The 24,794-nt window shown below is 69.1% G+C and carries 25 protein-coding genes and 1 other RNA gene; 22 read left to right on the top strand and 4 right to left on the bottom strand.

Annotated features, from left to right (window positions below; all coding sequences use genetic code 11):
* Positions 1-50: 50 nt before the first annotated feature.
* The 4 genes from ftsX to ssrA all read left to right on the top strand — a co-directional run bounded on the left by ftsX (position 51) and on the right by ssrA (position 3,321).
* Positions 51-968: a permease-like cell division protein FtsX gene (ftsX, locus tag ACWD35_RS08465; RefSeq protein WP_451350379.1), complete on the top strand. Its 918-nt coding sequence runs from the start codon at positions 51-53 to the stop codon at positions 966-968.
* 67 nt (positions 969-1,035) lie between these two features.
* Positions 1,036-2,205, top strand: a complete 1,170-nt coding sequence (locus ACWD35_RS08460) for a S41 family peptidase (RefSeq protein WP_451350378.1) — start codon at positions 1,036-1,038, stop codon at positions 2,203-2,205.
* Positions 2,206-2,309: 104 nt separating this feature from the next.
* A complete protein-coding gene (smpB, locus tag ACWD35_RS08455) occupies positions 2,310-2,849 on the top strand; it encodes an SsrA-binding protein SmpB (protein WP_451350436.1) in 540 nt (179 codons plus the stop codon).
* A 103-nt stretch (positions 2,850-2,952) separates the two neighbouring features.
* Positions 2,953-3,321: a transfer-messenger RNA gene (gene ssrA, locus ACWD35_RS08450) on the top strand.
* Between the two features lie 44 nt (positions 3,322-3,365).
* Here the strand turns inward: ssrA and ACWD35_RS08445 are convergent.
* Positions 3,366-4,598, bottom strand: a complete 1,233-nt coding sequence (locus tag ACWD35_RS08445; protein ID WP_451350377.1) for an MFS transporter — start codon at positions 4,596-4,598, stop codon at positions 3,366-3,368.
* 84 nt (positions 4,599-4,682) lie between these two features.
* Here ACWD35_RS08445 and ACWD35_RS08440 point away from each other — a divergent pair, with 84 nt between their 5' ends.
* From ACWD35_RS08440 to ACWD35_RS08430, 3 genes are all read left to right on the top strand, one after another.
* Positions 4,683-5,705, top strand: a complete 1,023-nt coding sequence (locus tag ACWD35_RS08440) for a LysR family transcriptional regulator (protein ID WP_451350376.1) — start codon at positions 4,683-4,685, stop codon at positions 5,703-5,705.
* A gap of 125 nt (positions 5,706-5,830) precedes the next feature.
* Positions 5,831-7,204 carry a nitrate/nitrite transporter gene (locus ACWD35_RS08435; protein ID WP_451350375.1) on the top strand — a complete coding sequence of 458 codons (1,374 nt, stop codon included), beginning with the start codon at positions 5,831-5,833 and terminating at the stop codon, positions 7,202-7,204.
* 130 nt (positions 7,205-7,334) lie between these two features.
* Positions 7,335-8,486, top strand: a complete 1,152-nt coding sequence (locus tag ACWD35_RS08430) for a uroporphyrinogen-III synthase (protein WP_451350374.1) — start codon at positions 7,335-7,337, stop codon at positions 8,484-8,486.
* A 35-nt stretch (positions 8,487-8,521) separates the two neighbouring features.
* Here the strand turns inward: ACWD35_RS08430 and ACWD35_RS08425 are convergent, their stop codons facing one another.
* Positions 8,522-8,998 carry an ATP-binding protein gene (locus ACWD35_RS08425; RefSeq protein WP_451350373.1) on the bottom strand — a complete coding sequence of 159 codons (477 nt, stop codon included), beginning with the start codon at positions 8,996-8,998 and terminating at the stop codon, positions 8,522-8,524.
* Positions 8,999-9,211: 213 nt separating this feature from the next.
* Between ACWD35_RS08425 and ACWD35_RS08420 the strand changes: the two genes are divergently transcribed.
* The 4 genes from ACWD35_RS08420 to ACWD35_RS08405 are packed head-to-tail and all read left to right on the top strand — an operon-like array spanning position 9,212 to position 11,857.
* Positions 9,212-10,066 carry a helix-turn-helix domain-containing protein gene (locus tag ACWD35_RS08420; protein WP_451350435.1) on the top strand — a complete coding sequence of 285 codons (855 nt, stop codon included), beginning with the start codon at positions 9,212-9,214 and terminating at the stop codon, positions 10,064-10,066.
* A gap of 9 nt (positions 10,067-10,075) precedes the next feature.
* A complete protein-coding gene (locus tag ACWD35_RS08415) occupies positions 10,076-10,318 on the top strand; it encodes a DUF397 domain-containing protein (RefSeq protein WP_451350372.1) in 243 nt (80 codons plus the stop codon).
* Between the two features lie 10 nt (positions 10,319-10,328).
* On the top strand, positions 10,329-11,003 hold the full coding sequence (locus tag ACWD35_RS08410; RefSeq protein ID WP_451350371.1) for an HAD family hydrolase: 675 nt from the start codon (positions 10,329-10,331) through the stop codon (positions 11,001-11,003).
* On the top strand, positions 11,000-11,857 hold the full coding sequence (locus ACWD35_RS08405) for a DUF1932 domain-containing protein (protein ID WP_451350370.1): 858 nt from the start codon (positions 11,000-11,002) through the stop codon (positions 11,855-11,857). The genes ACWD35_RS08410 and ACWD35_RS08405 overlap by 4 nt, the downstream gene beginning before the upstream one ends.
* A 35-nt stretch (positions 11,858-11,892) precedes the next feature.
* Here ACWD35_RS08405 and ACWD35_RS08400 read toward each other — a convergent pair whose 3' ends face one another.
* Both ACWD35_RS08400 and ACWD35_RS08395 read right to left on the bottom strand, forming a co-directional pair.
* Positions 11,893-12,453 (bottom strand): guanylate kinase, encoded by a 561-nt coding sequence (locus tag ACWD35_RS08400; RefSeq protein WP_451350369.1) that lies wholly within the window; start codon positions 12,451-12,453, stop codon positions 11,893-11,895.
* On the bottom strand, positions 12,450-13,490 hold the full coding sequence (locus ACWD35_RS08395; RefSeq protein ID WP_451350368.1) for an AAA family ATPase: 1,041 nt from the start codon (positions 13,488-13,490) through the stop codon (positions 12,450-12,452). Before ACWD35_RS08395 ends, ACWD35_RS08400 begins: the two co-directional genes overlap by 4 nt.
* Before the next feature lie 136 nt (positions 13,491-13,626).
* Between ACWD35_RS08395 and ACWD35_RS08390 the strand changes: the two genes are divergently transcribed.
* From ACWD35_RS08390 to ACWD35_RS08340, 11 genes are all read left to right on the top strand, one after another.
* Positions 13,627-14,601 carry an aminoglycoside phosphotransferase family protein gene (locus tag ACWD35_RS08390; RefSeq protein ID WP_451350367.1) on the top strand — a complete coding sequence of 325 codons (975 nt, stop codon included), beginning with the start codon at positions 13,627-13,629 and terminating at the stop codon, positions 14,599-14,601.
* 78 nt (positions 14,602-14,679) lie between these two features.
* Positions 14,680-15,930: a methionine adenosyltransferase gene (locus ACWD35_RS08385; RefSeq protein WP_451350366.1), complete on the top strand. Its 1,251-nt coding sequence runs from the start codon at positions 14,680-14,682 to the stop codon at positions 15,928-15,930.
* Positions 15,930-16,895, top strand: coding sequence for an aminoglycoside phosphotransferase family protein (locus tag ACWD35_RS08380; protein WP_451350365.1), 966 nt, complete (start codon positions 15,930-15,932; stop codon positions 16,893-16,895). Before ACWD35_RS08385 ends, ACWD35_RS08380 begins: the two co-directional genes overlap by 1 nt.
* Before the next feature lie 283 nt (positions 16,896-17,178).
* Positions 17,179-18,471 (top strand): serine--tRNA ligase, encoded by a 1,293-nt coding sequence (gene serS / locus ACWD35_RS08375; protein ID WP_451350364.1) that lies wholly within the window; start codon positions 17,179-17,181, stop codon positions 18,469-18,471.
* Positions 18,471-19,493, top strand: a complete 1,023-nt coding sequence (locus ACWD35_RS08370) for a glycosyltransferase (protein ID WP_451350363.1) — start codon at positions 18,471-18,473, stop codon at positions 19,491-19,493. Before serS ends, ACWD35_RS08370 begins: the two co-directional genes overlap by 1 nt.
* A gap of 386 nt (positions 19,494-19,879) precedes the next feature.
* Complete coding sequence (locus ACWD35_RS08365) at positions 19,880-20,482, top strand: hypothetical protein (protein ID WP_451350362.1); 603 nt, start codon at positions 19,880-19,882, stop codon at positions 20,480-20,482.
* 107 nt (positions 20,483-20,589) lie between these two features.
* Positions 20,590-21,717 (top strand): redoxin domain-containing protein, encoded by a 1,128-nt coding sequence (locus tag ACWD35_RS08360; protein WP_451350361.1) that lies wholly within the window; start codon positions 20,590-20,592, stop codon positions 21,715-21,717.
* A gap of 42 nt (positions 21,718-21,759) precedes the next feature.
* On the top strand, positions 21,760-22,380 hold the full coding sequence (locus ACWD35_RS08355; protein WP_451350360.1) for a TetR/AcrR family transcriptional regulator: 621 nt from the start codon (positions 21,760-21,762) through the stop codon (positions 22,378-22,380).
* 112 nt (positions 22,381-22,492) lie between these two features.
* Entirely contained in the window at positions 22,493-23,086 is a 594-nt protein-coding gene (locus tag ACWD35_RS08350) for a CGNR zinc finger domain-containing protein (protein WP_451350359.1), read from the top strand.
* A 195-nt stretch (positions 23,087-23,281) separates the two neighbouring features.
* Positions 23,282-23,866, top strand: coding sequence for a sigma-70 family RNA polymerase sigma factor (locus tag ACWD35_RS08345; protein ID WP_451350358.1), 585 nt, complete (start codon positions 23,282-23,284; stop codon positions 23,864-23,866).
* A gap of 47 nt (positions 23,867-23,913) precedes the next feature.
* On the top strand, positions 23,914-24,693 hold the full coding sequence (locus ACWD35_RS08340) for an anti-sigma factor family protein (RefSeq protein ID WP_451350357.1): 780 nt from the start codon (positions 23,914-23,916) through the stop codon (positions 24,691-24,693).
* Positions 24,694-24,794 lie beyond the last annotated feature (101 nt).

Raw genomic sequence — 24,794 nt, 5'->3', positions numbered from 1 at the left:
GCCGTAACCGCCGCCCGACGACCGTCCACGGAAAGGCTTAACCCGACGCCATGCGCGCCCAGTTCGTCCTGTCGGAGATCGGTGTCGGTCTCCGCCGCAATCTGACGATGACCTTCGCCGTCATTGTCTCCGTCGCCCTGTCCCTGGCCCTCTTCGGCGGTTCGCTGCTGATGAGCGACCAGGTGAGCACCATGAAGGGCTACTGGTACGACAAGGTCAACGTCTCGATCTTCCTGTGCAACAAGAGTGACGCCACGTCGGACCCGCACTGCGCCAAGGGTGCGGTCACCGAGGACCAGAAGAAGCAGATCCTCGCCGACCTGCACAAGATGCCCGTCGTCCAGAAGGTGACGTACGAGTCGCAGGACGAGGCGTACAAGCACTACAAGGAGCAGTTCGGCAACTCCCCGCTGGCCGGCTCCCTGACGCCCGACCAGATGCAGGAGTCGTACCGGATCAAGCTGAAGGACCCGGAGAAGTACCAGGTCATCGCGACCGCCTTCAACGGGCGTGACGGCGTGCAGTCGGTGCAGGACCAGAAGGGCATCCTGGACAACCTCTTCGGGCTGCTGAACCTGATGAACCGGGCGGCCCTCGGCGTGATGGCGCTGATGCTGGTCGTGGCGCTGCTGCTGATCGTCAACACCGTGCGCGTCTCGGCGTTCAGCCGCCGGCGCGAAACCGGGATCATGCGCCTGGTCGGTGCCTCGGGCTTCTACATCCAGGCGCCGTTCATCATGGAGGCCGCGGTGGCCGGCCTGATCGGCGGCGGGCTCGCCTGCGTCTTCCTGGTGGTCGGCCGGTACTTCACCATCGACCACGGCATGGCCCTGGCCAACAAGCTCACCCTCATCAACTTCGTGGGCTGGGACGCGGTGTTCACCAAGCTTCCGCTGATCCTCGCGACCAGCGTGCTGATGCCGGCTCTTGCCGCGTTCTTCGCTCTGCGCAAGTACCTGAAGGTGTGACGCATCCCAAGAGGGCCGTACGGGCATCCGTCCGTACGGCCCTTCGCGTTGTCCTAGACTCACCGCCATGTCAGGCCGAGACCTGTTCTGCCAGCCCCGCCGCATCCGCCGCGGGGCCGCCCTGACATTGGTCTTCGCCAGCGTGCTCGTCGCCGGCGCCGCCACCGGCTCCTTCCCGGAATCCGAGCAGCCGGCCCGTAGGCCCGTCTCCGGCCCGGCACCCGCGGCCACCCGGCACCAGGCCGTGCAGAAGGCCGCCGCCGAGGCGCTGGCCGACGGCACGTCCCCGATGGAGGCCGCCGAGGGGGTCGTCAGCCGCAGCGGCGACCGCTGGGGCGCCGTCTACTCCGAGGGCGAGTACCAGGAGTTCCAGGAGGCCCTCGACGGCCAGTACACCGGCGTCGGCCTGTGGGCCCGGCGCGAGCGGGACGGCCGTATCCAGGTGACGAAGGTGCAGCCCGGCTCGCCCGCCGCGGACGCCGGGATCCGCAAGGGCGACCGGCTGCGCAGCGTCGACGGCACGAAGGTCGACGGGCGCCCGGTCACCGACGTGGTCGCCCTGCTGCGCGGCGATGCGGATGACGCGCCCGCCGGTACGACGGTCACGCTGGGCCTCGACCGCGGCAGGCACGCGTGGACCGAGACGCTGCGCCGGGCGAGGCTCTCCACCGACTCCGTGACGGTCCGCAGGCTGCCCGGCGGGGTCACCGTCATCAAGATCGCCGCCTTCACCAAGGGCTCCGGCGCCGCCGTCCACACCGCCCTGCGGCACGCCCCGGCCGACGCCGGCGTCGTGCTCGACCTGCGCGGGAACTCCGGCGGGCTGGTCACCGAGGCGGTCGACACCGCCTCCGCCTTCCTCGACGGCGGCCTGGTCGCCACCTACGACGTCGACGGTGCCCAGCGCGCCCTGCACGCCGAGCCCGGCGGCGACACCGCCCGACCCCTGGTCGCGGTGGTCGACGGCGGCACCATGAGCGCGGCCGAACTGCTCACCGGCGCCCTCCAGGACCGGGGCCGCGCGGTCGTGATCGGCTCCCGCACCTTCGGCAAGGGCTCCATCCAGATGCCGACGGCCCTGCCCGACGGCTCGGTGGCCGAGCTGACCGTGGGCCACTACCGCACGCCCTCCGGGCACACGGTCGACGGCCGGGGCATCACCCCCGACCTGGAGGCGGGCCCGCGGGCCCTGCAGCGGGCGGAGACGGTGCTGACGGGCCTCGGCGACCCGTCGTAGGCCCCTCGAACTGTCGCAGTCCCCTTAAATACGCTTCCCTCGTTAAATACGCTTCCCTCGCACCCCTGGTGTGGTGAGAAAATGTCGTCACTATGAGCAAGGGAATGTACGTACCGAAGGAGTCCCAGCCCAAGCAGGGCGGAGGGGCCGCGAAGGCCAGGGACGGCGAGAAGGGCGGCAAGCGCAAGATCGTCGCCCAGAACAAGAAGGCCAGGCACGACTACGCGATCGTCGACACCTACGAGGCCGGGATCGTGCTGACCGGCACCGAGGTCAAGTCGCTGCGTGAGGGGCGGACCTCGCTGACCGACGGCTTCGTCCAGATCGACCGGGGCGAGGCGTGGCTGCACAACGCCCACATCCCCGAGTACCACCAGGGCACCTGGACCAACCACTCCGTGCGCCGCAAGCGCAAGCTGCTCCTGCACCGCGAGGAGATCGACAAGCTGGAGTCCAAGGTCCAGGAGTCGGGTCACACGATCGTGCCCCTCGCGCTGTACTTCAAGGACGGCCGGGCGAAGGCCGAGATCGCCCTCGCCCGAGGCAAGAAGGAGTACGACAAGCGGCAGACCCTGCGGGAGCAGCAGGACCGGCGGGAGTCGGACCGCGCGATGGCGGCGGCGAAGCGGAGGCAGCGCGGCTGAGCGGGGAATACGCTGGCACAGCCACGCGTTGTTCACGTACGATGGCATCTGCACCTCACAGAGGGTGCACGCCCCCTCCTCGGAGGGTTTGAAAAATCAACATGGGGATGATCGGTTTCGACAGCGGCTGTCGAAGCAGGGGAAGCGTGTCGAGGAAGCGGCAATGATCTCGTAAACCATATGTCGCAAAAAATAATCGCCAACACCAAGCGCGATTCCTTCGCCCTCGCTGCCTAAGTAGCGACTTGCGAAGTGTCAGCCCGGGGCTGTTCCCGACCCGGATCCTGGCATCAGCTAGGGAACTAAACCTTGATCCCGGTCACGGGGTGAAGAGGGAAATCTAACAGTGACTGAGCCCGTCGGAGACTTGTTCGCGTGATCTCCGGGGCCGAGAAACTCGTAGCGAACTGCACACGGAGAAGCCCTGATTCCGCACCGTTGGACGCGGGTTCGATTCCCGCCATCTCCACGACGCCCCTCCGGGGGTACCCCATGTGGGCAAAGGCCCCGTCGCTTCTAGCGGCGGGGCCTTTGCCGTGCCCGCTGGGCAACCCAGTTGACGACCGCCGCCGCACCCGCCGCCGCGGCCGGTACGGCGAAGGCGGTGGTGGGGGACAGGTGCTGTGCCGCCCAGCCGCCGGCCGCCGAGCCGCAGGCGATGCCGGTGAGCAGACCGGTGACGACCAGGCTCATGCCCTCGTTGAGGCGGTCGGCCGGGGTGCGCTGCTGCACCAGGGTCATCGCGGTCACCATCGTCGGCGCGGTCGCCATGCCCGCCACCAGCAGCGCCCCCGCCAGCACCGGCAGCGAGCCCGCGGTCGCGGCGGCGAGCCAGGGCAGGCACAGCAGCGCGGCCATGGCCGACAGGCAGTGGGAGAGGCGGAGACCGGCCGGCTTCAGCGCCCCGTACAGCAGCCCCGCCGCACAGGAGCCCGCGGCCTGGAGGGCGAGCACGACCCCGGCCGCCGCGCGATGGCCCTGAGCGTCGGCGTACGCGATCGTGACGACCTCCATAGAGCCGAACACCGCGCCGGTGGCCGTGCAGCAGGCCAGCAGCGGCGGCATGCCGGGGCTGCGCAGTGGGGACGGGGCCTTCGACCGGGCCCGGGGCGGCGGCTCGGTCGCCCGCTGCGCGCAGAAGGCGAGCATCCCGGCCAGCAGCAGCCCGGCCCCCACGAGCGTGCCCGCCTCCGGGAAGAACGTGCCGGTCAGGAAGGAGGCCAGCACCGGCCCGAGCATGAAGCACAGCTCGTCGGCGGCCTGCTCGAAGGAGTTCGCGGTGTGCAGCGCGCCCGGGTCGTCGCGCAGCAGATGGGCCCAGCGGGCGCGGGACAGGCCACCGATGTTGGGTGTGCCCGCCGTGGCCGCGTACGCGGCGAACAGGGTCCAGTCCGGGGCGCCGCAGCGCACGCACAGCAGCAGCGCGAGGCTGCCCAGCACCGCGGTGAGCGTCGCCGGTACGGCGACCCGCGCCTGCCCGTGCCGGTCGACGAGCCGCGCCAGCCAGGGCCCGGCCACCGCGGTCGCCGCGAGACCGGTCGCGGTGACGCCACCGGCGAGGGCGTACGAGCCCCGGGACCCGGCGATCATCACGACCGCGCTGACGGAGAACATGCCCATCGGGAGGCGGGCGAGGAGGTTGCCGACGGTGAAGGCACGGGTGCCGGGCAGGGCAAACAGGCGGCGATATCCGGTGAATTGCTCCTGTCTGTGGTGTATTCGGCTGTCTTCGGCGGTCTGTTGCGGCATGGCTCCACACTCGCCCCGAGTGGATCACCGCGTCCAACACCTTCCCCGCGCCGATTCACGCACCCGCGTTGTAAGTTGACCGCCATGCCCGCCGCCCCCGCCCACATAGACCCCCGCCTGCTGCGCGCGTTCCTCGCCGTCGCCGAGGAGCTGCACTTCACCCGGGCCGCGGCCCGCCTGTACGTCGCCCAGCAGGCGCTCAGCCGGGACGTACGGCGCCTCGAACGGGAGCTGGGCGCCGAGCTGTTCGTACGGACCACCCGGCAGGTGACGCTCACCGCCGACGGCGAGCGCCTGCTGCCGCACGCCCGCCGGGTCCTCGCCGCCCAGGACGACCTGCTCGCCGCGTTCGCCTCCGGACAGGCCCGGCCGCTGCTGGTCGACCTCAACTCGCCGGGCCTCGCCACCGGCCGCCGTGTGCTGCACCGGGCCCGCGAACTCGCCCCGGACTGCGAGCTGATGGCCCGCTACGAGAGCGGACTCACGGGAGCGGCGGCCGAACTGCTGGCCGGCCGGCTGGACGCCTCCTTCGGCCGCTATGCCGGCCTGGACGCGTCCCTGCGCTCGGCCCTGGCACACCAGCCGGTCCGCTACGAACCGATGGCCGTGGTCCTCCCCGAAGACCACCACCTGGCCGCCCTGCCGACGGTGCCCCTGTCCGCGCTGGCCGGGGAGACGGTGTACGCCGGTGCCGGCAACCCCCGCACCCGGGAGTGGACCGACCTGGCCCGTAACCTCTTCGAGCCCCGGAACATCCGCGTGGCCCCACCCCTGCCCCTGGCGGTCGGGGACGAGGAGTTCGAGCGCATCATGGCCAAGACCCGCAACCCGGTCCTGGCCGTGCGGGACTTCCCTCCCATGCCCCGCACGGTCCTGCGCCCCCTGACCGACCCCGTCCCCCTCTCCCCGGTCTCCCTGGTCTGGCGCAAGGGCCTGACCCACCCCGCCCTGACCGCACTGCGGCGGGCGGCGACGGAGCTGGCCCGGACGGAGGGCTGGCTACGACGGCCTGCCGGGGGGTGGATTCCGGCCATGGACGACGAGGTGATGGGCGCGGGGAGCGCTGGGATCGATGAGGTGCCGGGCCGGCCCTCACCGGCCCGTTAGCGGGCAAGTGAGAGCAACGTTCCCTTCCGGTCACCCGCAGCCACAGGCAGGAAACGCGCTCTGCCTACCTTCGAGTCCAGTCACACACGATGGCAGACCCGAGTACCCGGAGAACCGGAGGCGTCATGGCAGCCCCAGCCTCAACCCGTCGTACCGGCGGTCGCTGGATCGAACACTGGGACCCGGAGGACGAGGGCTTCTGGCAGGCCACCGGCGAGCGGGTCGCGCGCCGGAACCTGTTCTTCTCCGTGCTCTCCGAGCACATCGGCTTCTCGATCTGGGCCATGTGGTCCGTGCTCGTCCTGTTCATGGGGCCCAAGTACGGGCTCACCCCGGCCGACAAGTTCCTGCTCACGTCCATGGTCACGCTGGTCGGCGCCGTCGTCCGGGTGCCCTACACCTTCGCCGTCGCCGTCTTCGGCGGCCGGAACTGGACGATCATCTCCGCCACTCTGCTGCTCGTACCGACCATCGCCGCGTTCGCGGTGATGAAGCCGGGAACCTCCTTCTCCACCTTCCTGTGGATCGGGCTGCTCGCCGGGGTCGGCGGGGGCAACTTCGCCTCCTCCATGACCAACATCAACGCCTTCTTCCCGCTGAAGAAGAAGGGCTGGGCGCTCGGACTCAACGCCGGTGGCGGCAACATCGGCGTGCCCGTCATCCAGCTAGTCGCGCTCGCCATCATCGGCGCGAACGGCGGCCCGCGCGTGCTGCTCGGGATCTACATCCCGCTGATCGTCGTCGCTGCCGTCCTCGCCGCGCTCTTCATGGACAACCTCTCCTCAGTGAAGAACGACACGGGGGCCGCGAAGGACGCAGCCAAGGACGCCCACACCTGGATCATGTCCTTCCTCTACATCGGCACCTTCGGCTCGTTCATCGGCTACAGCTTCGCCTTCGGACAGGTGCTCACCAACCAGTTCGGGCGGACCCCGCTCCAGGCCGCGTACCTCACCTTCATCGGCCCGCTGCTCGGCTCCCTGATCCGCCCGGTCGGCGGCTGGCTCGCCGACCGCTACGGCGGGGCCCGGATCACCCTCTACAACTACGTAGGCATGGCCGCCGCGACCGCCGTACTGATCGTGGCCAGCATGCGGAAGTCGCTTCCTCTCTTCGTTACCGTCTTCGTCGTCCTGTTCGTGCTCAGCGGGCTCGGCAACGGGTCGACGTACAAGATGATCCCCGGCATCTTCCAGGCGAAGGCCCTGGCCAAGGGGCTGACGGGTGAGGAAGCGGCGACCTACGGCCGACGGCTCTCCGGAGCCTCCATGGGCCTCATCGGCGCGGTGGGCGCGCTCGGCGGCGTCGGCATCAACCTCGCCTTCCGGCAGTCCTTCCTCTCCTACGGCTCCGGCACCGGAGCTTTCGTCGCCTTCCTCGCCTTCTACGCTGTGTGTTTCATGGTCACCTGGGCCGTATACCTTCGCCGCCCGGCCGGTGGGACGCAGGCCACAGCTGCCACAGAAGCAAACGCCCAGCTCAGCTACGCCGAGGTGTGACGTAACACCGGGGACATAAAGCCGAACCGAGCCTGTCACGAGCCGTTGACAGGCTCGATCGGCATGCGGGTGCCGCTACCCGCATCCAGTACGACAACGCGAATGCGGGACGAGAGCCATGTACGAAGCCATGTCCGCAGTACAGCAGCGAACGGAAAAGAGTCCCCTCGCGGGGTTCACCGTGGGCGTGACCGCCGCCCGCCGCGCCGACGAACTGGGCGCCCTTCTCCAGCGGCGCGGCGCAACGGTCCTGTACGCGCCCGCCCTGCGCATCGTGCCCCTCGCCGACGACGGCGAACTGCTCGCCGCGACCAAGGGGATCATCGACCAGGTGCCCGACGTGGTGGTGGCCACCACCGCCATCGGCTTCCGCGGCTGGATCGAGGCGGCCGACGGCTGGGGGCTCGGCGAGCCGCTGATCGCACGGCTGCGCGGGGTCGAGCTGCTCGCCCGCGGCCCCAAGGTGAAGGGTGCCGTGCGGGCCGCCGGGCTGACGGAGGAGTGGTCGCCGTCGAGCGACTCGATGGCGGAAGTACTCGACCGGCTCCTGGAGGAGGGCGTCTGCGGACGGCGCATCGCCGTACAACTGCACGGGGAGCCACTGCCGGGCTTCGTGGAGTCGCTGACGGCGGCCGGAGCGGAGGTAGTTCCCGTACCTGTCTACCGCTGGCGCCCCCCGGAGGACCTCGCCCCGGTGGACCGCCTGCTGGACGCGGCCGTCTCCCGCGGCCTGGACGCACTCACCTTCACGAGCGCCCCGGCTGCGGCCTCCCTCCTCTCCCGGGCGGAGAAGCGGGGCCTGCTGGCCGAGCTGCTGACCGCCCTCTCCCACGACGTGGTACCCGCGTGCGTAGGCCCGGTGACGGCGGTGCCTTTGGAGGCACACGGTGTGGAAACCGTCCAGCCCCAACGCTTCCGCCTGGGCCCCCTCGTGCAACTCCTCTGCCAGGAACTGCCGGGCCGGGCAAGGGCGTTGCCGGTGGCAGGCCACCAGCTGGAGATAAGGGGCCACGCGGTCCTGGTCGACGGCGAACTGCGCCCGGTCCCCCCGGCCGGCATGTCCCTCCTCCGAGCCCTGTCCCGCCGCCCCGGCTGGGTGGTCGCCCGCGCCGACCTCCTCCGCGCCCTCCCGGGCACCGGCCGCGACGAACACGCGGTGGAGACGGCGATGGCCCGCCTCCGTACGGCCCTTGGGGCACCGAAGCTGATCCAGACGGTGGTGAAGCGGGGGTACCGGCTGGCGCTGGACCCGTCGGCGGACGCGAAGTACTCGGATGTGTGAGGAGGCGGCGGCCTGGGCCCCTGCTCACCTGCACGTCACGCAACGGCCCTCCGCGCCCCCTCGGCTCGCCGCCCGCCCACCTCGAACCACAGCAGCTTCCCGGCACCGCGGTCGAGCGGCCCGTCCCCGATGGGCCGGCCGCCCCACGAGTCGGCGTACTCCTGCACGAGCTGCAGCCCACGCCCTCTTTCGGCTTCCATCGGGGCGGGCGGGACACGATCCCGGGGCGGCTCACCAAAGGGCGCGGGGATCGATGGATGACTGTCCCAGACCCCGACCCGCAACCGCCCGTCCACGAGGGCGGTGAGCCGCAGGGAGGCGGGGCCGCGGGTGTGTCGATAGGTGTTGGTGACCAGCTCCGACGTCAACAGCTCTACGGCGTCCAGGACTTCGGTTCTGCCATGACTGCTGAGTGCCGCCCGTACGGTCATACGTGCGACGCGTGCCGCGCGAGGATCATGGGGCAGGCGAAGGGTGTACATCCAGGTGTCGGGCGGGGATACGGTGCCCATGGAATCCTCCGAGAAGGGAACGGGATGACGACTGCGCCCGGCGGTGGCTCTGCCTGGGGAGGTGCGCTTCCGGCTTATGGGCGGGGGGAGTTGGGCGGTACGGCTCTACAGTAGAGCGACTCGGGAGATGCATCTCCCAGACGGGGGAGATGTGCCAGTAGTTACCTCGTGTGGGTGACGAAAGTGCCGCGCACCAGCCTGGAAGGACGCGCCTTGCCGCCCACCAACAACCCCACCCTGCGTCAACGTCGTCTTGGCGCTGAACTGCGCAAACTCCGAGAGCGGTCCGGCCTCACGGTCACCCAGGCCGCCGCGCGGCTGGGCGTCAACCAGGGGCGGGTCAGCATGATCGAGACAGGCCGCAGCTCTCTCAGTTCCGACCGCGTCCGGGCGCTGGCATCCGCGTACGACTGCTCGGACGGGGCTATGGTCGACGCCTTGGCGGCGATGACCGGACGCCGGACGCGCGGCTGGTGGGAGGAGTACCGCGAACATCTCCCGGCCGCGCTCGTCGACCTGGCCGAACTCGAGCACTACGCAACTGGTTTGCGGGTGGCCCTTGCGATGCACATTCCCGCACTGCTGCAGACGACGGACCACGCCCGCGCCCTCTTCCGAGCAGTGGTCCCGCCCATGCGGCAGTACGAGATCGAGCACCGCCTCACACACCGCATGAAACGGCAGGGGATCCTCCACCGGGAGGATCCGCTGCCGTATGCGGCGATCATCCACGAGTCGGCTCTTCGCATCCGGTTCGGCGGCGCCGACGTCAGGCGTGGGCAGCTCGAGCATCTCCTCGATATGAGCGAGCTTCCGAAGGTCATCGTCCGAGTGATCCCGTTCGACGCGGAGTACTACCCGAGCACGGGTCAGTCCTTCGACTACGTCGAGGGCCCGGTTCCGCAGCTCGACACGGTGCAGCTCGACACCCATCACGGCGGCTGCGGATTCCTCGACGCGGAGGCACAGTTGAGCAAGTACCGTGCCGTGCTGGATCACATGGAGTCCTGCGCGCTCGAGCCGGCCGAGTCGCGCGACTTCATTCAGAGCCTCATCCGGGACATCTGAGAGAGCGACGTGCAGACACTCCACTGGCAGAAATCCACCTACAGCGGCGACAGCTCGAACTGCGTCGAAATAGCCCCCACCCCCACCACGATCCACATCCGCGACTCGAAGAACATCACCCGCCCTCACATCACTGTCACGCCCTCCACCTGGACGGACTTCCTCTCGTGCGAGGCATTTGGAAACCCTGCGCCCGCTCGGGCAGGGAGCGGATGGTCTCCCGCAGTGCCTCGGAGAGGGACAGGCAATTAGGGTGCGGGATGTGCAGCGCTTCCTGGTTCTCTTCGACCTCGACAACACGCTTGTGGACCGGCGCGGAGCGCTCGCCGACTGGGCCGCTGAGTTCACCGCCCGGCATGGCCTAGAGGACGAGGAGCAGGGATACGTCCTGGGCATGGTGGCCGAACGAGCCTATCCATCAACCTTTGACGTGATTCGCTCCCGGTACCGGCTGCCCATGTCGACTGACGAATTGTGGCGCGCGTACTGCGCCGACATCGCCGCCTTGGTGTCGTGCCCCGTCGAGGTGCTCGACGGCTTGGACGCACTGCGTGGAGCCGGCTGGCGAGTCGGGGTGGCGACCAACGGAGCGTCGGACATCCAGCGCGCCAAGCTGCGCGCAACCGGTATCTTCGATCGCGTGGATGGCGTCTTCGTCTCCGAGGACGCCGACGCACGCAAACCGCAGCCCCGGCACTTCGCCCTGGCCGCGGCCCGCTGCGGGGCCTTGCTGGGCGACGGCGGCTGGATGGTCGGCGACAACCCGGTCAACGACATCGGCGGCGGACGTTCCGCGGGGCTGCGTACCATCTGGGTCGGCAACGTCCACCTCTGGCCGCCGGACGATCCCGGGCCGGACCACACCGTGCCGCATGCACGCGCGGCCATCGACCTGCTGCTTCTCCATTCCGCCAACCACGCGAGTACCACGGCATGACGTACACCATCGGGCTGCTGCACCCCGGCAGCATGGGATCCGCCTTCGGCGCCCAGCTGCGCGCCTGTGGCCACACCATTCTGTGGTGCCCCGACGGACGCAGCGAGGCAACCCGCCGCCGGGCTCAGCACGCAGGTCTCGAACCCGAGGCACTGCCCGCGCTCGTCTCCCGCTCCGACGTGCTTCTCTCCCTGTGCCCGCCGGCCGCCGCGGAGGAGGTTGCCGCCCAGGTGGCCGAGCTCGGTATGGCCGGCGCGGGCACGATCTATGTCGAAGCGAACGCCGTCGCGCCGCCCCGTGTGCAGCGCATCACCGACCGTCTGGCCCCGATGGCGGTCATCGATGCCGCGGTGGTCGGATCGCCACCGGTGGGCGGCAAGACCCCGACGCTCTATGTGTCCGGCCCCGGCAAACAGGCCGACAAGATCGCCGAACTCTTCTCGGGAACCGATGTTCGGACCCGCGTCCTCGGTGACAGCATGGGCCAAGCCTCCGCACTCAAGCTCGCGTACTCCAGCTACCAGAAGGTCTCCCGCGTCCTCGCCACTGTGGCGTACGGAGCAGCCGAATCGTACGGAGTTGCGGACGAGCTGCTGGCGATCGCGGCCAAGCGCACCCGCAGCTATCTCATCGAGACGGACTACATCCCCAAGACCGCAGCCCGCGCCTGGCGTTGGGGCCCGGAGCTTGAGGACGCGGCTGCTCTGCTTGCCGACGTCGGCCTGCCGGACTCCCTGATGCACGCCGCTGCTGCGACGCTCGCACGGTGGGACGGCAACAGAGACGAGCAACTGGATATCGCCGAGGCACTGGAAGCCCTGCGCGGTGAGCGAGACCTGGACGAACTGGGCTGAGCGGATCGCGCCGCTGGGTCGCTGACTCCTGGCTGTCAGGCATGAGGTGACGTGGTGCGGACGATGGCGTCGATCCGCTTCGCTGCCTCAAGGGGTGCTGCCGCATCCGTGTCCACGCGCAGCTCCCACTGAGCCCACGGATGAGCCGCGAGATCGGTCTCGGTGGCGTCCCACGCGGCCAGCCGAGCCGCCGTGTCGTTGTCGCCCCGCTGCGGTGAGCGTAGGGCGGTGGTCTCCTTGGAGCACCACAGCAGTACGCGCACCCACTGCGCCGGGAAGAGGGATGACACCTGCTCCATCCCCGCCATCTGCCCGAGGTGGACGATGGGGGTCCGGCCGCCCTCCATGGCCTGTTCGAGACCGGGCCGGTCGACGACGTAGATGTTGCCGTACCGCTCATTGCGGTAGATGACGTCGCCGCGCGCCTCCAGGTCCGTCAACTGCTCCGGTGTGCCCATCCGATAGCCCTTGGTGTTCCCCGTCCCGATCTTGAGTCGGGTGAACCGCACGTACCGCGCGCCGAGTTCGGTGAGTACGTCCGTGATTGTGTCCTTGCCTGCTGTCGGCGGCCCGTACAGCAGGATGCCCTGCATCATTGGAACACCGTCCCGAAGACCTGACGCACCTGGTCCGTGAGCGATATCGCGGCTCCTAGCCGGTTGTCGACAACCAAGTGCGGTACGACGGGCCGCAGCTCGGGATCGATCCCGGCGGCGTACGCATCCCAGTTCTGGAGTTTCCAGCTGTCCCGGGCGGCGGAACGGAAGCTGATGTACTCGTGCATCGTGTCGAGATCGCACTGGATCCAGGCGACAGCGACGGTGACGCCACGGGCCTCGCAACGGTTGATCAGACGCCGCATCCACCGAGGATCGGTGGCTTCGGAGATGAACGGCGCGGTGAGCACTGTGCTGATCGCGCAGTCGATGTTGGCGTAGGCGGTCTCCAGCAGGCACTGGTACTCCAGCGGGCGGACCTTCTCCCGGTAGAGGTCAGTGTGTCGGTCGTTTGGGTCGCTGCCCATTTCCACGAGGAGTCGCTCGGCGAGGGGACGCGTGATCGGGTCCTTGTCGAGAACGGGCCAGCCAGTGAGCTGGGATATGAAGCGGGCGAACTCCGACTTCCCGCTCCCTGCATAGCCACCGACCATCATCAGTGTCGGCTTGTTCGGGTCGCCGCCGGTGTGGCGGCGCTTCCAGGCGTCGAGGATGCGTTGCTGTATGCCCTGCCCGTCGGTGTCCTCCGTACCGGGTGAGAGTTGGAGCAACGCGCGCTCCACAGCCAGTACGTGGGCTCCGCTGTGCGGTTCGCTCGACGCGGTGAACTTGAGCTTCCTGGCCTCGTCGGGCAGGGCGTTGCGGAAGCCGAGCTCGGGCTCGGTCGCGCGGTACAGCAAGCAGTACGCCCGGCGGTAGTGCGGTCCGGGATAGACCTCACCTTGCTCATGCTGCCACAGTGTCTGGAAGTTGGCGGCCGGCACCGCGAGACCCGCTGCCCGGGCCACCTCGCGCAGTTGCTCGCCCGCGCCTTCGAGTGTCAGACCGTGGGCTTCGCGTTGCTGTCTCAGCTTGTCCGGGCGCCACCCGGGGCGACTCTTCCCCACTGCGCCTATCGCCTGCCCATCCCTGGTCATGATCCGGAGCCTAGGTCAGCCTCTCATGAACGCGTGTGATAGCGGATGTTGAAAAGTCAGGTCACTCGGCTATGAGCCGTTGATGAGCAGCTTGGGCAACAGCTCGTGATACTCCGCGGACCCCCGAACCGCTGTCATGGTCACACCGACGCGGTCGTCGCTCGCCCGCCTCGGTCTCCAGTGTCCGTACGAGATCGGAGAGGGCAGGAGGCGACCTGTGCTTGATGGCGACGTGACGTTACGGACGGCCGAGCTCCGTTGCGGTCCTTTCGGGCCTGTGACCGTCAAGCCGTACTCCAGGACGCAGCGGGCAGTCGACGGTGGCTCTCTGCTGAAGGTCTACATCGGGGTTGATCCCGAGGGCCGGCGGAACCGCGAGGCGGAGACGGTCCGGCGTGCGGCTCACTGGAGCTTGTCGGTTCCGGAAGTCCTGGCCACAGGCAGGTGCGGCACCGGATCTTGGTCGGTGTTCCGCGTGCTACCAGGCATGCCATGTGGCATTCGGACGGGTCGGGCGATCGAGGAGTACATCGGCCACGTCCTTGGTCTGACACAGAGGCTTCACCGGTCTTCGACTGGTCTGGCACCTGGTTCCGGTTGGGCCGATGAAGGAGGGCGCCCTGCTCTCCAGCACCACTTCCTGCTCAACCAGCTCTCTCCGCGCTGCCGACTGCGACCGTGGTGGGCAGCCCTGACCGAGGCACTTCAGCCCCTTGAATCACATCCCGTCGTCTACCTCCACGGTGATCTCAAGCCCGAGCACCTCTTGGTCGACGACCACCAACTGAGCGTCGTCGACTGGGAGGCCAGCGCCCGCGGGCCCGCCGTCGTCGACTACGCCGACGTGGTCTTTCACCTCGTACGTGACTTGCTCTACGCGGGCGTGAAGCCCGGCCCTGTCCCGATCGATCTCATGAGCCGGCTGCCGTTCAGCGGCTCGGCTCTGGCCTGGCGCCTACTGCTCTGGCTTGATCGCCGTCGCCCTCAGGACATCGACCTCATCGCGACGCGCGATGTCTACCGGCTTGCCGCCGAGGACCACGCCCCAGCCGCCTACGCGTTGCTGACTCGGGCTGTCTCGGCGCTGCGCGCCGCTGGCGTTCCGCGCTGAATCCTCGCTCACTGCTCACCCAGGCGCGCCGACGCCTGCACTCATCCACCTTTCGTCCACACCAAACGGGAGTTCGTCATGCCTCGTACCAGCACGACCATCGGCAACAGCCGCCTCGTCATCGACACCGCCATGGCCAGACCGGATGCGACGACCATCGTGGAACGGAAGGGCCTTGGTCACCCGGACACCCTGGCCGACCACCTCGCCGAGCGGCTTTCCCGCGCCTACAGCCACCACACCGTCGAGCGCTTCGGTGACGTGCTGCACCACAACTTCGACAAGCTCGCCCTCCTCGGCGGCGCGAGTGAGGTCCGGTACGGCGCCGGCCGGATGACCGCTCCGGTCAGGGTGCTCGTCAACGGCCGTGCCGCGCCCGCGTGCGGCGGAGAGAGGATTCCCGTCGAGGAGATCGTGGAGGCCGAGGTACGGGCGTTCTTCGACGAGCGGCTCCCCGAGGTCTCGGACCATCTCGACGTCGTCTTCAACATCACCAGCAATTCGAGCCCAGGTGCCGTCCTTACGAGCGATGAGGTGCCTGACCGGACGCGTTGGTTCAACCCGCGGTCGATCGAGGACCTGCGGGAGCGGCGGGTGAGGCTGTCCAACGACACCTCACTGGGAACCGGTTGGGCACCGGAGAACACCTTCGAGTCCTTCGTCCGCGAGCTGGTGAACCACTTCTCCGGGAACAGCGAGTTCACCCGCACCCACACCTGGTGCGGATCGGACGTCAAGCTCATGGGCTACTGGGACGGAGAGCAGGCCGATGTCGTGCTCTGCGTCCCGCAGAAGTCGCTGTTCGTCGCCAACCGGGCCGAGTACGTGCGGAACGCGGAGAGCGTGCTCGCCGAGTGCCACAGACTCGCCTCCCTCCGGCTTCCGGGTGCGGACGCGCGGTTCCGGCTCAACGCACGCGACGTGCCGGAGAAGGACGAGCTGTACCTCACGTACACCGGCAGTTCGATCGAGTCCGGCGACGAAGGAGTTGTCGGCCGCGGCAACCGGGTCAACGGGCTCATCACGCCGCTGCGGCCGATGAACCTGGAGGGCGCCAACGGCAAGAACCCCGTGTACCACGTGGGCAAGCTCTACAACATTGCCGCGCGACGGCTCGCCGAGCGGCTCCACGAGGCGACCGGAGGCCACGCCGAGGTCCACCTGGTGAGCGCCACCGGACAGCGCCTCGACCAGCCGTGGCGCGTTCTCGTCCGCTTGTCGTCTCCGGACGCCGAGGTGGACAAGGTGCAGGCGTTGGTGGAGGAAGCGCTGGGAGAGTTTCCCGCCCTCACCGACGAGCTGGTCTCCGACGGGATCGTGCTGAGCTGATGGTGAAGCGGACGCTTGGAGAGGTCTCCACGGAGTGCCGGGAGCGCCTGATCATCCACTATGGCACCGAGGTCTCCGGGTGGCTCGACACCGTGCCCGCTCTGCTGGACCAGGCGACGAAGCGCTGGAAGCTCACTCTCGGGGCGTACCACGACGCCGGACACGCCTCCGTGATCGCCACGGCCGGCACCCTCGACGGGCGTCCGCTGCTCCTCAAGGCGTGGGCTGACCCCACCCGGTTCCGCAACGAGGTGACCGCCCTGCGCCTTTGGGCGGGCGGTCCCACGGCGGACGTTGTCGAGGTGGCGGACGACCTCGCCGTGGCGGCCATGGAAATGATCAGCAGCCAGCCGGGCGGCGGCGAGCGGCCACCACGGGAGCTACAGACGGTCTCCGCCGCCCTCCACGGCCTCCACACCTTCGGCCGGCGTCGTCGCCGACCGCGTGACCTCCCGCCTCTGGCCACGTACCTGCACCAGGAAATATGCCCGCGGGTGCGGCGCAGACTGGGGGCGGTCGACCTTGGCACGTGGCACGACCTCGTCAACGCGATCCTCCCCGAGTTCCTGGCCTTGGAGGAGGACGAAGGCCGTGCGACGGTCCTGCACACGGACCTCTACCGCGAGAACGTGCTCTTCGACTGGCTGGGGCACCCGCGGTTCATCGATCCCCTTCCGATGGTGGGCGACGCCGCCTTCGACTGGGCCTTCTGGACCGTGTACTACGACCTCGGGCACGGCACGGATGCTCGCCTGGCTACGGCCGCCCGGATCGCTCGTATCCCCGTCCCCGTGCTCGCGCCGTGGTGCCGAGCCCTGGCACTGGACGGTCTCCTCTACTACCTCGAAACCTCTGACACACGCGCACCGCGGATGGCCGACGTCCTCGCGTGGCTGTCGGCCCTAACCCCAGGGAACCGATTATCGGGCGCTGACCATGAACCAGCCTGCCCCTCCACAGCGTGAGAACGCGCCGACGAGCAACCGCCCGCCAGCACCGAATCCCAGAGCGAGGGAATCCGCAGGATGCTCACGGGGGTGCTCGCGGCTCTGGACCACCCCGGCCCTCGCGTCCTCGTGGCCCATGGCCTGGCGGTCGGGACACTGATGAACGATCTCGAAGCCGGCGCTGAGTGCCGTGCCGCCGATACCGGTGACGGGAGGATATTCCGGAACGGGAACGGCACGGCGGTTGCTACGGTCGTTTCCGCATCCCCATCCCACTCGCAGGATCAGAAGGATCTTCCTCATGCATGATGCCCGCGCCCTGATCGACATGGGTGCCGAAGCGGTTCGTCGGCTCGCTCGTCGCGGCTACACCCTGGACCTGTCCGAGCTGGAGTCCCTCCACTCTCGACGCAACCAGAACATCCGCTCGGCCGACGAGCTGCGGGCAGAGTCCAAGCGAGTGGCGAGCGAGGTCCAGCAGACGGCGAAGCAGGGCGGCGACATCACCAAGCTCAAGGAGCGCGCCCGCGAACTGAAGGAACAGATCCGCGAGATCGAGGTCGGCCAGGAGCAGATCGAGGCCCAGCTTCGTGACCTGCTCCTCAGCATCCCGAACCTGCCAGACGACTCGGCCCCCGATGGCGACTCCGAGGAGTTCGCCGTCGAGGTCCGGCGCGTCGGCACGCCTCCCGCGTTCCCGTTCGAGCCGAAGGACCACGTCGACCTCGGCGAGGCCACCGGCATCCTCGACTTCGGCAGGGCCACAAAGCTGTCCGGCCCGCGCTTCGCGGTCTCCCGCGGTGCTGGTGCCGCCCTGGAGCGTGCCCTGGCCACGCTCTTCCTCGACCTCCACACCCGTCGGCACGGCTACGTCGAGTACGCGGTCCCCTACCTGGTCAGCCGCAAGACCATGACCGGCACCGGCCAGCTCCCGAAATTCGAGGAAGACCTGTTCAAGACCGGCGTCGCCGACCGTGAGCTGTTCCTCATCCCGACGGCCGAGGTCCCGCTGACCAACCTGTACGCCGACGAGATCATCCCCCCGGCGGAGCTGCCGCTCGCGCTCACCGCGCACACCCCGTGCTTCCGGTCTGAGGCGGGCTCGTACGGCCGCGACACCCGGGGCCTGATCCGCCAGCACCAGTTCGCCAAGGTCGAGATCGTCCGCATCGTCGACCCGGCGGACGCCAACGCCGAGCTGGAGAAGATGATCGGCCACGCCGAGGAGTGCCTGAAGGAACTCGGCCTCGCCTACCGCGTCGTCAAGCTGGCCGCCGGCGACACGGGCTTCTCCGCCCAGCTCACCTACGACATCGAGGTCTGGATCCCGAGCCAGAACACGTACCGCGAGATCTCCTCGATTTCGAACTTCGGCACCTTCCAGGCCCGCCGGGCGAGCATCCGGACCCGCGGCGAGGACGGCAAGCCCAAGCTTGTCGCCACCCTCAACGGCTCCGGCCTGCCCATCGGCCGCACCCTGGCCGCTCTCCTTGAGCAGTGCCAGCAGCAGGACGGTTCCATCCTCCTGCCCGAATCCCTCGTCCCGTACCTCGGCTTCCGCCGGATCTCGGCGGACGGAACACCGGAGGCATAGTGCTCGTCGGCGTCTGCGACTTCCCTGGTAGCTACGCCTTTCCACCCGCCGGATACGGCGGAATCGAACGATGGCTGTGGGCAGTCGCCATAGGCGCCCGAGCCGCAGACGCCGATGTACACCTCCTCGGGCCGGGCTGGCTCACGGACCTGGAGCATGACTGGGTCCGCAAGCCGGTCCGGCTGGAGGACATCACACCCGGAATGCTCGCCGAGCGCGAGCTGCGAGCCAGCGGGTACGACCTCCTTGTCGTGGGCCACGAGTACCCGTCGCTGCCGGCCTGGACCCGCACGTGGAGCGAGCTGGACTGCGACGTCGCCACCTTCCAGCACTCGCCGGTCTTCCAACACACCGACACCGCCTTCGACGGCCGGCGGTCGCGGCTCTACTGCTACTCGCCCGAGATGACCAAGCGCTACGCCGACCACAGGCCGATCCCCGAGCTCGCCGTTCACCTCGGCCTCTGCGAGGAGGAGCCTCCAGCCACCGCCGGTACCGACCTCGTCTGGCTCGGCCGGATCGACGAGGACAAGGCCCCGCATATCGCGGTGCGCGCGGCACAGATACTTAGCCGCCGAATCCGAATCGTCGGGCCGGTCTTCGACAGGGAGTACGTGCGTCACCACGAGCGCCTCTTCACCGCCGAACACGTGGATTGGGTCGGGGAACTCGGTGGCACTGCCAAGACGGCCGCGATGGCCGAGGCGTCTGTCTTCGTCTATACGCACGCGCGTGCGTACGTGGAGGCCGGTGCCGCCGTCTTCGGTGAATCCCTCCGCGCCGGCACCCCCATGGCTGCTCTGACCTGGAGGGATGGGACATGTGCCCAGGCAGCCCTGTGCAACGAGACCGGTGCGGTCGCCGTCGTCGATCCACAGGAGGACGATGAGACGGCAGCGCGGAGGCTCGCCGGCTCGATCCAGCAGGCGGAAGACCTCGACCACCGCCGGGTCCAGGAGATCGGGATGCAGCGCTTTGACCCGGTCCGCCACTTCCAGACGATGGCGACACGGCCGTGCTGACCCGCGCGAACCGCACGGTCGGGGACGACTTGGCCCAGCAGATACCCGGCGTGTTGCGTGCCGCGTTAGGCCCGCACTGGGAGTTCACGGCCGATGGCCGTCAGGTCGAGGTCCGCCATCCGAACCGCGGAACCCCCTACAGGCCACCGCGCAGACCACCTTCATGGAGGGAACTGCTCGACTCCCTGGAGACTGGCTTCGCACGAGTTGGAGCTGTACGTGATGCCTGCCTTCCCCTCCGCTGGGGCCGGGAGACCGAGCTGACCATCTCCGCGGTCCAGGCACTCGACCCGCTTCTCAAGGACGGCCAACTCCACACGCATCGAAGCGGGTTCCTTCCCCAGCCGGTCGTTCGCTTCACGGGTCAGCGAGACGACACTGGCCACTTGAAGGACGGCTTTCTGACCTCTTTCTTCAACATATCCCGGGTCCAACGCATAGGCAGCCTGGACGAGTGCGGCGCCATCCTCGACGGCTGGCTGACGGTCCTCTCCCAGCTCGGCTTCCATGCACGGCACCTGAGCATCAACGGCGAGCTGTCCTCGTGGCGTCGGCGGCAGGTCGAGGGAATCACGCTGCGCTTCTACCACCTGGACCGCACCCTTGGCGACATCGTCCTCCTGTGGAACAGCGATCACCCAGGCCGCATGGCCGTAGACCTCGGCAGCGGACTGGAGCGCCTGGCGTGGGCTCGCACCCAGGAGTGCTGGCACCAACTGATCTACGGCAGCTTCGCTGGGGCTGCGCCGCCTACCACGCTGGATGCCATCCGTACGGCCACGCTCCTACTCGGTCACGGGATCACCCCGGCTGCCCGAGGAGCGGGAGGAATCACTCGGCGGGTCATAGGCGCCATCGACCGAGACGCCGCACGCCTTGGCGTCGGGGCGCTGGTCCGGGATATGTACGGCTACTGGTCGCTCGTCGGTGCCTTGTGCGCGCCGTGGTCGGAGATTGCCCGCGTCATCGAGGAAGAGATGCGCCTTTAGGGGCGGCGCCGATCTCGCAGATCGTCCGCTTGCCGGGGGAGGTGGTTTGCCGTACGGTAACAGCGTTATTGTTAAGTAACGCTGTTATTAACCAAGGGGGCGGCGCCATGTGCGACACCGTGATCACGACCGCGAGCAGTGCCCGGACCACCGTCCGGCTGACAGTCCTGGACGACCACGTCGAGAGTCACGTCGAGGCCGAGTTCCGAACGGGCGTCGGCGAGGGCGGCGCGAGCCCCCACGTCTGGCTCGCCTTCACGGACGTCGAGCGCACGCTCGGGTTCACGCGCAAGCCGCAGGGCTGGTGCCAGGGCGACATCTGCGTTCCGGCCGCCGCCGTCGCGCGGATCGAGGACGCGGACGGGGACGGGGACGCCGGGATGCTGGACGTCACCGCCTTCGCCGAGATGCTGGGCCGGCCGGTGGCGATCGAACCCGACGCCGGGGTCATGGCGCTCGGCGCGTCGGCCGCCGACAGGTCGGCAGCCCTGGTCGGCGACCAGGCACCCGACTTCACCCTGCCGGACGTCAACGGTGTCGAGCACTCGCTGGGCGAGCTGCGCGGACGGAAGGTGGCGCTCGTCTTCTGGGCCTCGTGGTGCGGCTGCCGCTACGACCTCCCCGAGTGGGAGCGCCAGCACGCCGCGTTGGCCGCCGAGGGCCTCACCGTGGTGAGCGTCGCCGTGGACCGCAGGATCGAAGATGCCGCGCCGTGGATCGCCGAGGCCGCGCCTACGCACCCCGCGTTGATCGACGTCGACGGCCGGGTCGCCGACCTGTACCAGCTGCTCAACGTCCCGACCGTGCTCTGGATCGACGAACAGGGCCGCATCGTCCGCCCGAACGACACCCAGTTCGCGACCGACCTCTTCCGCTCCATGAGCGGCCTGGACTCCGCGAAGGCCCTCGGCGCGCTGCGGCGCTGGGTGACGACCGGCGACTCGGGCCTCGACGCCGACACGGTCGCGGAGTTGACCCTGGCGGGCACCCCGCAGCAGCAGCGCGCCCGTACGGAGGCGACGCTGGCGCTCTGGCTGCTGCGCCACGGCCACCGGCAGGCGGCCGAGCGGCATTTCGAGACCGCCACGGAGCTGGCACCGGAGGATGTGACGACGTGGCGCAGCGCGATGCCGCTCCTGGGGGTGGATCCGATGGGTGACGAGTACTTCGCCCGGCGGACCGCGCTGGAGGAAGCCGGCGTGCCGATCTACCGGCCGCTGTCCGATTGGCAGTAGTCATCAGCGCCGTCCGACAGTCATTCCCGGAGGATCGTTTCCATGCCCGCCAAATCACCGACCGGCGCCTTCGCCCGGGCCCAGGCCCAGGGCAAGGAGGCTCTGCGCACCACCATGCTCGACATCGCCGCCGGGCTGCTGGTCGCCGAGGGCCCGGCCGCGCTGAGCATGCGTCGCCTGGCCGCCGCCGCCGACTGCTCGACCACCGTCCTGTACCGCCTGTTCGGCGCCAAGGAGGGCATCGCGGAGGCGCTCTACCGCGAAGGTTTCGCCCGACTACACCGCCGCCTCGACGCCGTGCCACGCGGCACGGACCCGGCCGAGTACCTCGCCGCCCTCGGCCGCGCCTACCGCGCCAACGCCCTGGAAGAGCCCAACTTCTACCGCGTCATGCACGGCGAGGCCATCCCAGGCTTCGTACCGGACGAGGAGTCCCGCGCCGCAGCCGCGGCCAGCCTGGACGTGCTGCGGGAAGCGGTCCGCGCCGCGATCGAGGCCGGCGTGCTGCGTGCGGACGCCGACGTCGACGAGGTCACCGACACCCTGTGGGCGGCGTCCCACGGGGTGATCAGCCTGGAGCTCGGCGGGCACTTCCCGGGCGGTCTGGGCGAGGAGCGGTACCGGACCCTGACCCGGGCCGTGGTGGAGGCGTTCCTGCCCTGAGGGCCGCCGAGCCGGTACGAGGGGTTCCGGCAGCCCGCAGGGACGGGCACTGTGAAAGGGAGCCACGGAATGGTTCCCCCTGCACGGTTCCTGCCTAGGCGGTGACAGGCACATGGCACTGGGTACGGCCACGCCCCCGTACGAGCTGCGGTTCGATGCCGGGCGGATCTGTCTGGATCTTCTCGCGACCACGCACCCGGCCGAACGTCTCGACGCCGTCGAGACGTTGTGTGCCTGGATCGTCGGTGCCGGGCTGGTCCCGGCCGGTACGGCGCTGGGGCATGTCGATGCCTCCTGGCTGGTCGGGTTCCGGGAACTGCGAGGGTGCGTAGGGCGGTTGGTGGGCGTCGGAGGTGGTGTGAGCGCGCCGTCGTATGCACGCTCGCTCGCCCGGCTCAACGACGTTGCCCATGCCGCACCGCCCGCGCCACGTGCCGTACCCGGTGAAGACGGTGTACTGATACGGGAGTTGGCCGCACCCGTCGAGTGCGCCGCGCTGCTCGGTGCCGTCGCCCGGGATGCCGTCGAGCTGCTCACCGATCCCGTCGCGCGCGCGGCCCTCAGGGAGTGTGAAGGGGACAACTGTCCCATCGTCTATCTCGACACCTCCCGCGGGCGCCGGAGGCGCTGGTGCTCCAGTGAAGTCTGCGGGAATCGGGAGAGGGTCGCCCGGCACCGGCGGCGGGCCGCCCTCGCGCGGGCTTGAGAGCCCCCGGGGGCGACGTGCCGCCCAACCCTGCCCATACGTCGGGGGCATGAACAACATGTGGTGAGAATGTGTGGAAACGCCCCGCTCCCGCCCTCAGTCGAGAGAAAAATCGCCACCCCCTTTGAACACCCTGCCACCTCCGTCCGTACGGGTGGGCGAGCGACCGACTGGGGGAACCCCCGGACACCGGAGGTGGGCGTGCGCAAGGATGCGGCCGTGGCCAATGAACGAGGACCGAGGGCCCGACATCGCATGCCCTCCCAGCCCTCGGAGCCGGACGAGGAGCTGATGCGTGCCCTGTACCGGGAGCACGCGGGGCCTCTGCTCGCCTATGTCCTGCGGCTGGTCGCCGGTGATCGGCAGCGCGCCGAGGACGTCGTACAGGAAACGCTCATCCGTGCCTGGAAGAACGCCGGTCAGCTCAATCGGGCGACCGGATCGGTACGCCCCTGGCTGGTGACGGTCGCGCGCCGCATCGTCATCGACGGCCACCGCAGCCGGCAGGCCCGGCCGCAGGAGGTCGATCCGTCGCCGCTGGAGGTCATCCCCGCGGAGGACGAGATCGACAAGGCGCTGTGGCTGATGACGCTGTCCGACGCGCTCGACGACCTGACCCCGGCCCACCGGGAGGTGCTCGTCGAGACGTACTTCAAGGGACGTACGGTCAACGAGGCGGCCGAAACGCTGGGTATTCCCAGCGGCACGGTGCGTTCTCGGGTGTTCTACGCCCTGCGGTCCATGAAGCTGGCACTGGAGGAGCGGGGGGTGACGGCGTGATGAGCGGGTACGGGGGAAAACTGGGATTTGGTGCAGGTGGTACGGGTATGACTGGTCCCATGAACCCGGGTGAGGGATCTTCGGTGCCTAGCGAGCACGAGGCCGTCGGTGCCTACGCTCTCGGGATCCTCGACGACGCCGAGGCGACCGCTTTCGAGGTCCACCTCGCCGGCTGCGACTGGTGCGCCCAGCAGCTGGACGAGCTGGCCGGGATGGAGCCGATGCTGGCCGCCCTCGCGGACCTGCCCGGTTCCGGCAGCACTCCCTCGATCGGCGAGTCCCTGTCGGCCAGGCCCAGCCCGCGCCTGGCGGAGCGGCTCGTCGACGAGGTCGCCGTGAAGCGTGCGCAGAAGCGCCGGCGCGGGTTCTATCTCGTCGCCGCCGCGGCTGCGCTGATCGTCGGTGGGCCGCTCGTCGTGCTCACCACCAGCGGCGGCTCGGACAACGGCGGCATGCAGGCCATGGGGCCGGCCCAGTCCGCCTTCCAGACCATGTCCGACAAGAGGACGGCCACGGATCCTGCGACCCATGTCACGGCGACCGTCGCGACGGAGAAGAGGGAGTGGGGCACCCATGCGGTGCTGGAGCTGAAGAACGTCACCGGCCCGAAGCGGTGCTCGCTCGTCGCCGTCGGCAAGAACGGCGAACGCGAGACGGTGACCTCATGGTCCGTCCCGGACTGGGGCTACGGCGTCCCGAACGCCAAGTCCGACGAGGCGAAGAAGCCGCTCTACGTCCACGGCGGCGCCGCCTTCAGCCCCAACCAGATCGACCACTTCGAGGTCATGACCTTCGAGGGCAAGAAGCTCGTGGAGGTGGGGGAGTGAGGTGGGTGAGTGAGGTCGAGAGCACGGCCGTGGTAACCGGTCCGTAGCGGTGCCGTAGCTTCCGCCGGTCCCCTTCGCGTACGGTTGACGGCTGCCCAGCA

It is taken from the genome of Streptomyces sp. NPDC002671 (assembly GCF_053592475.1).
Note: the sequence above shows the minus strand (reverse complement) of the source record. Positions and strands in the feature narration are given on the sequence as shown.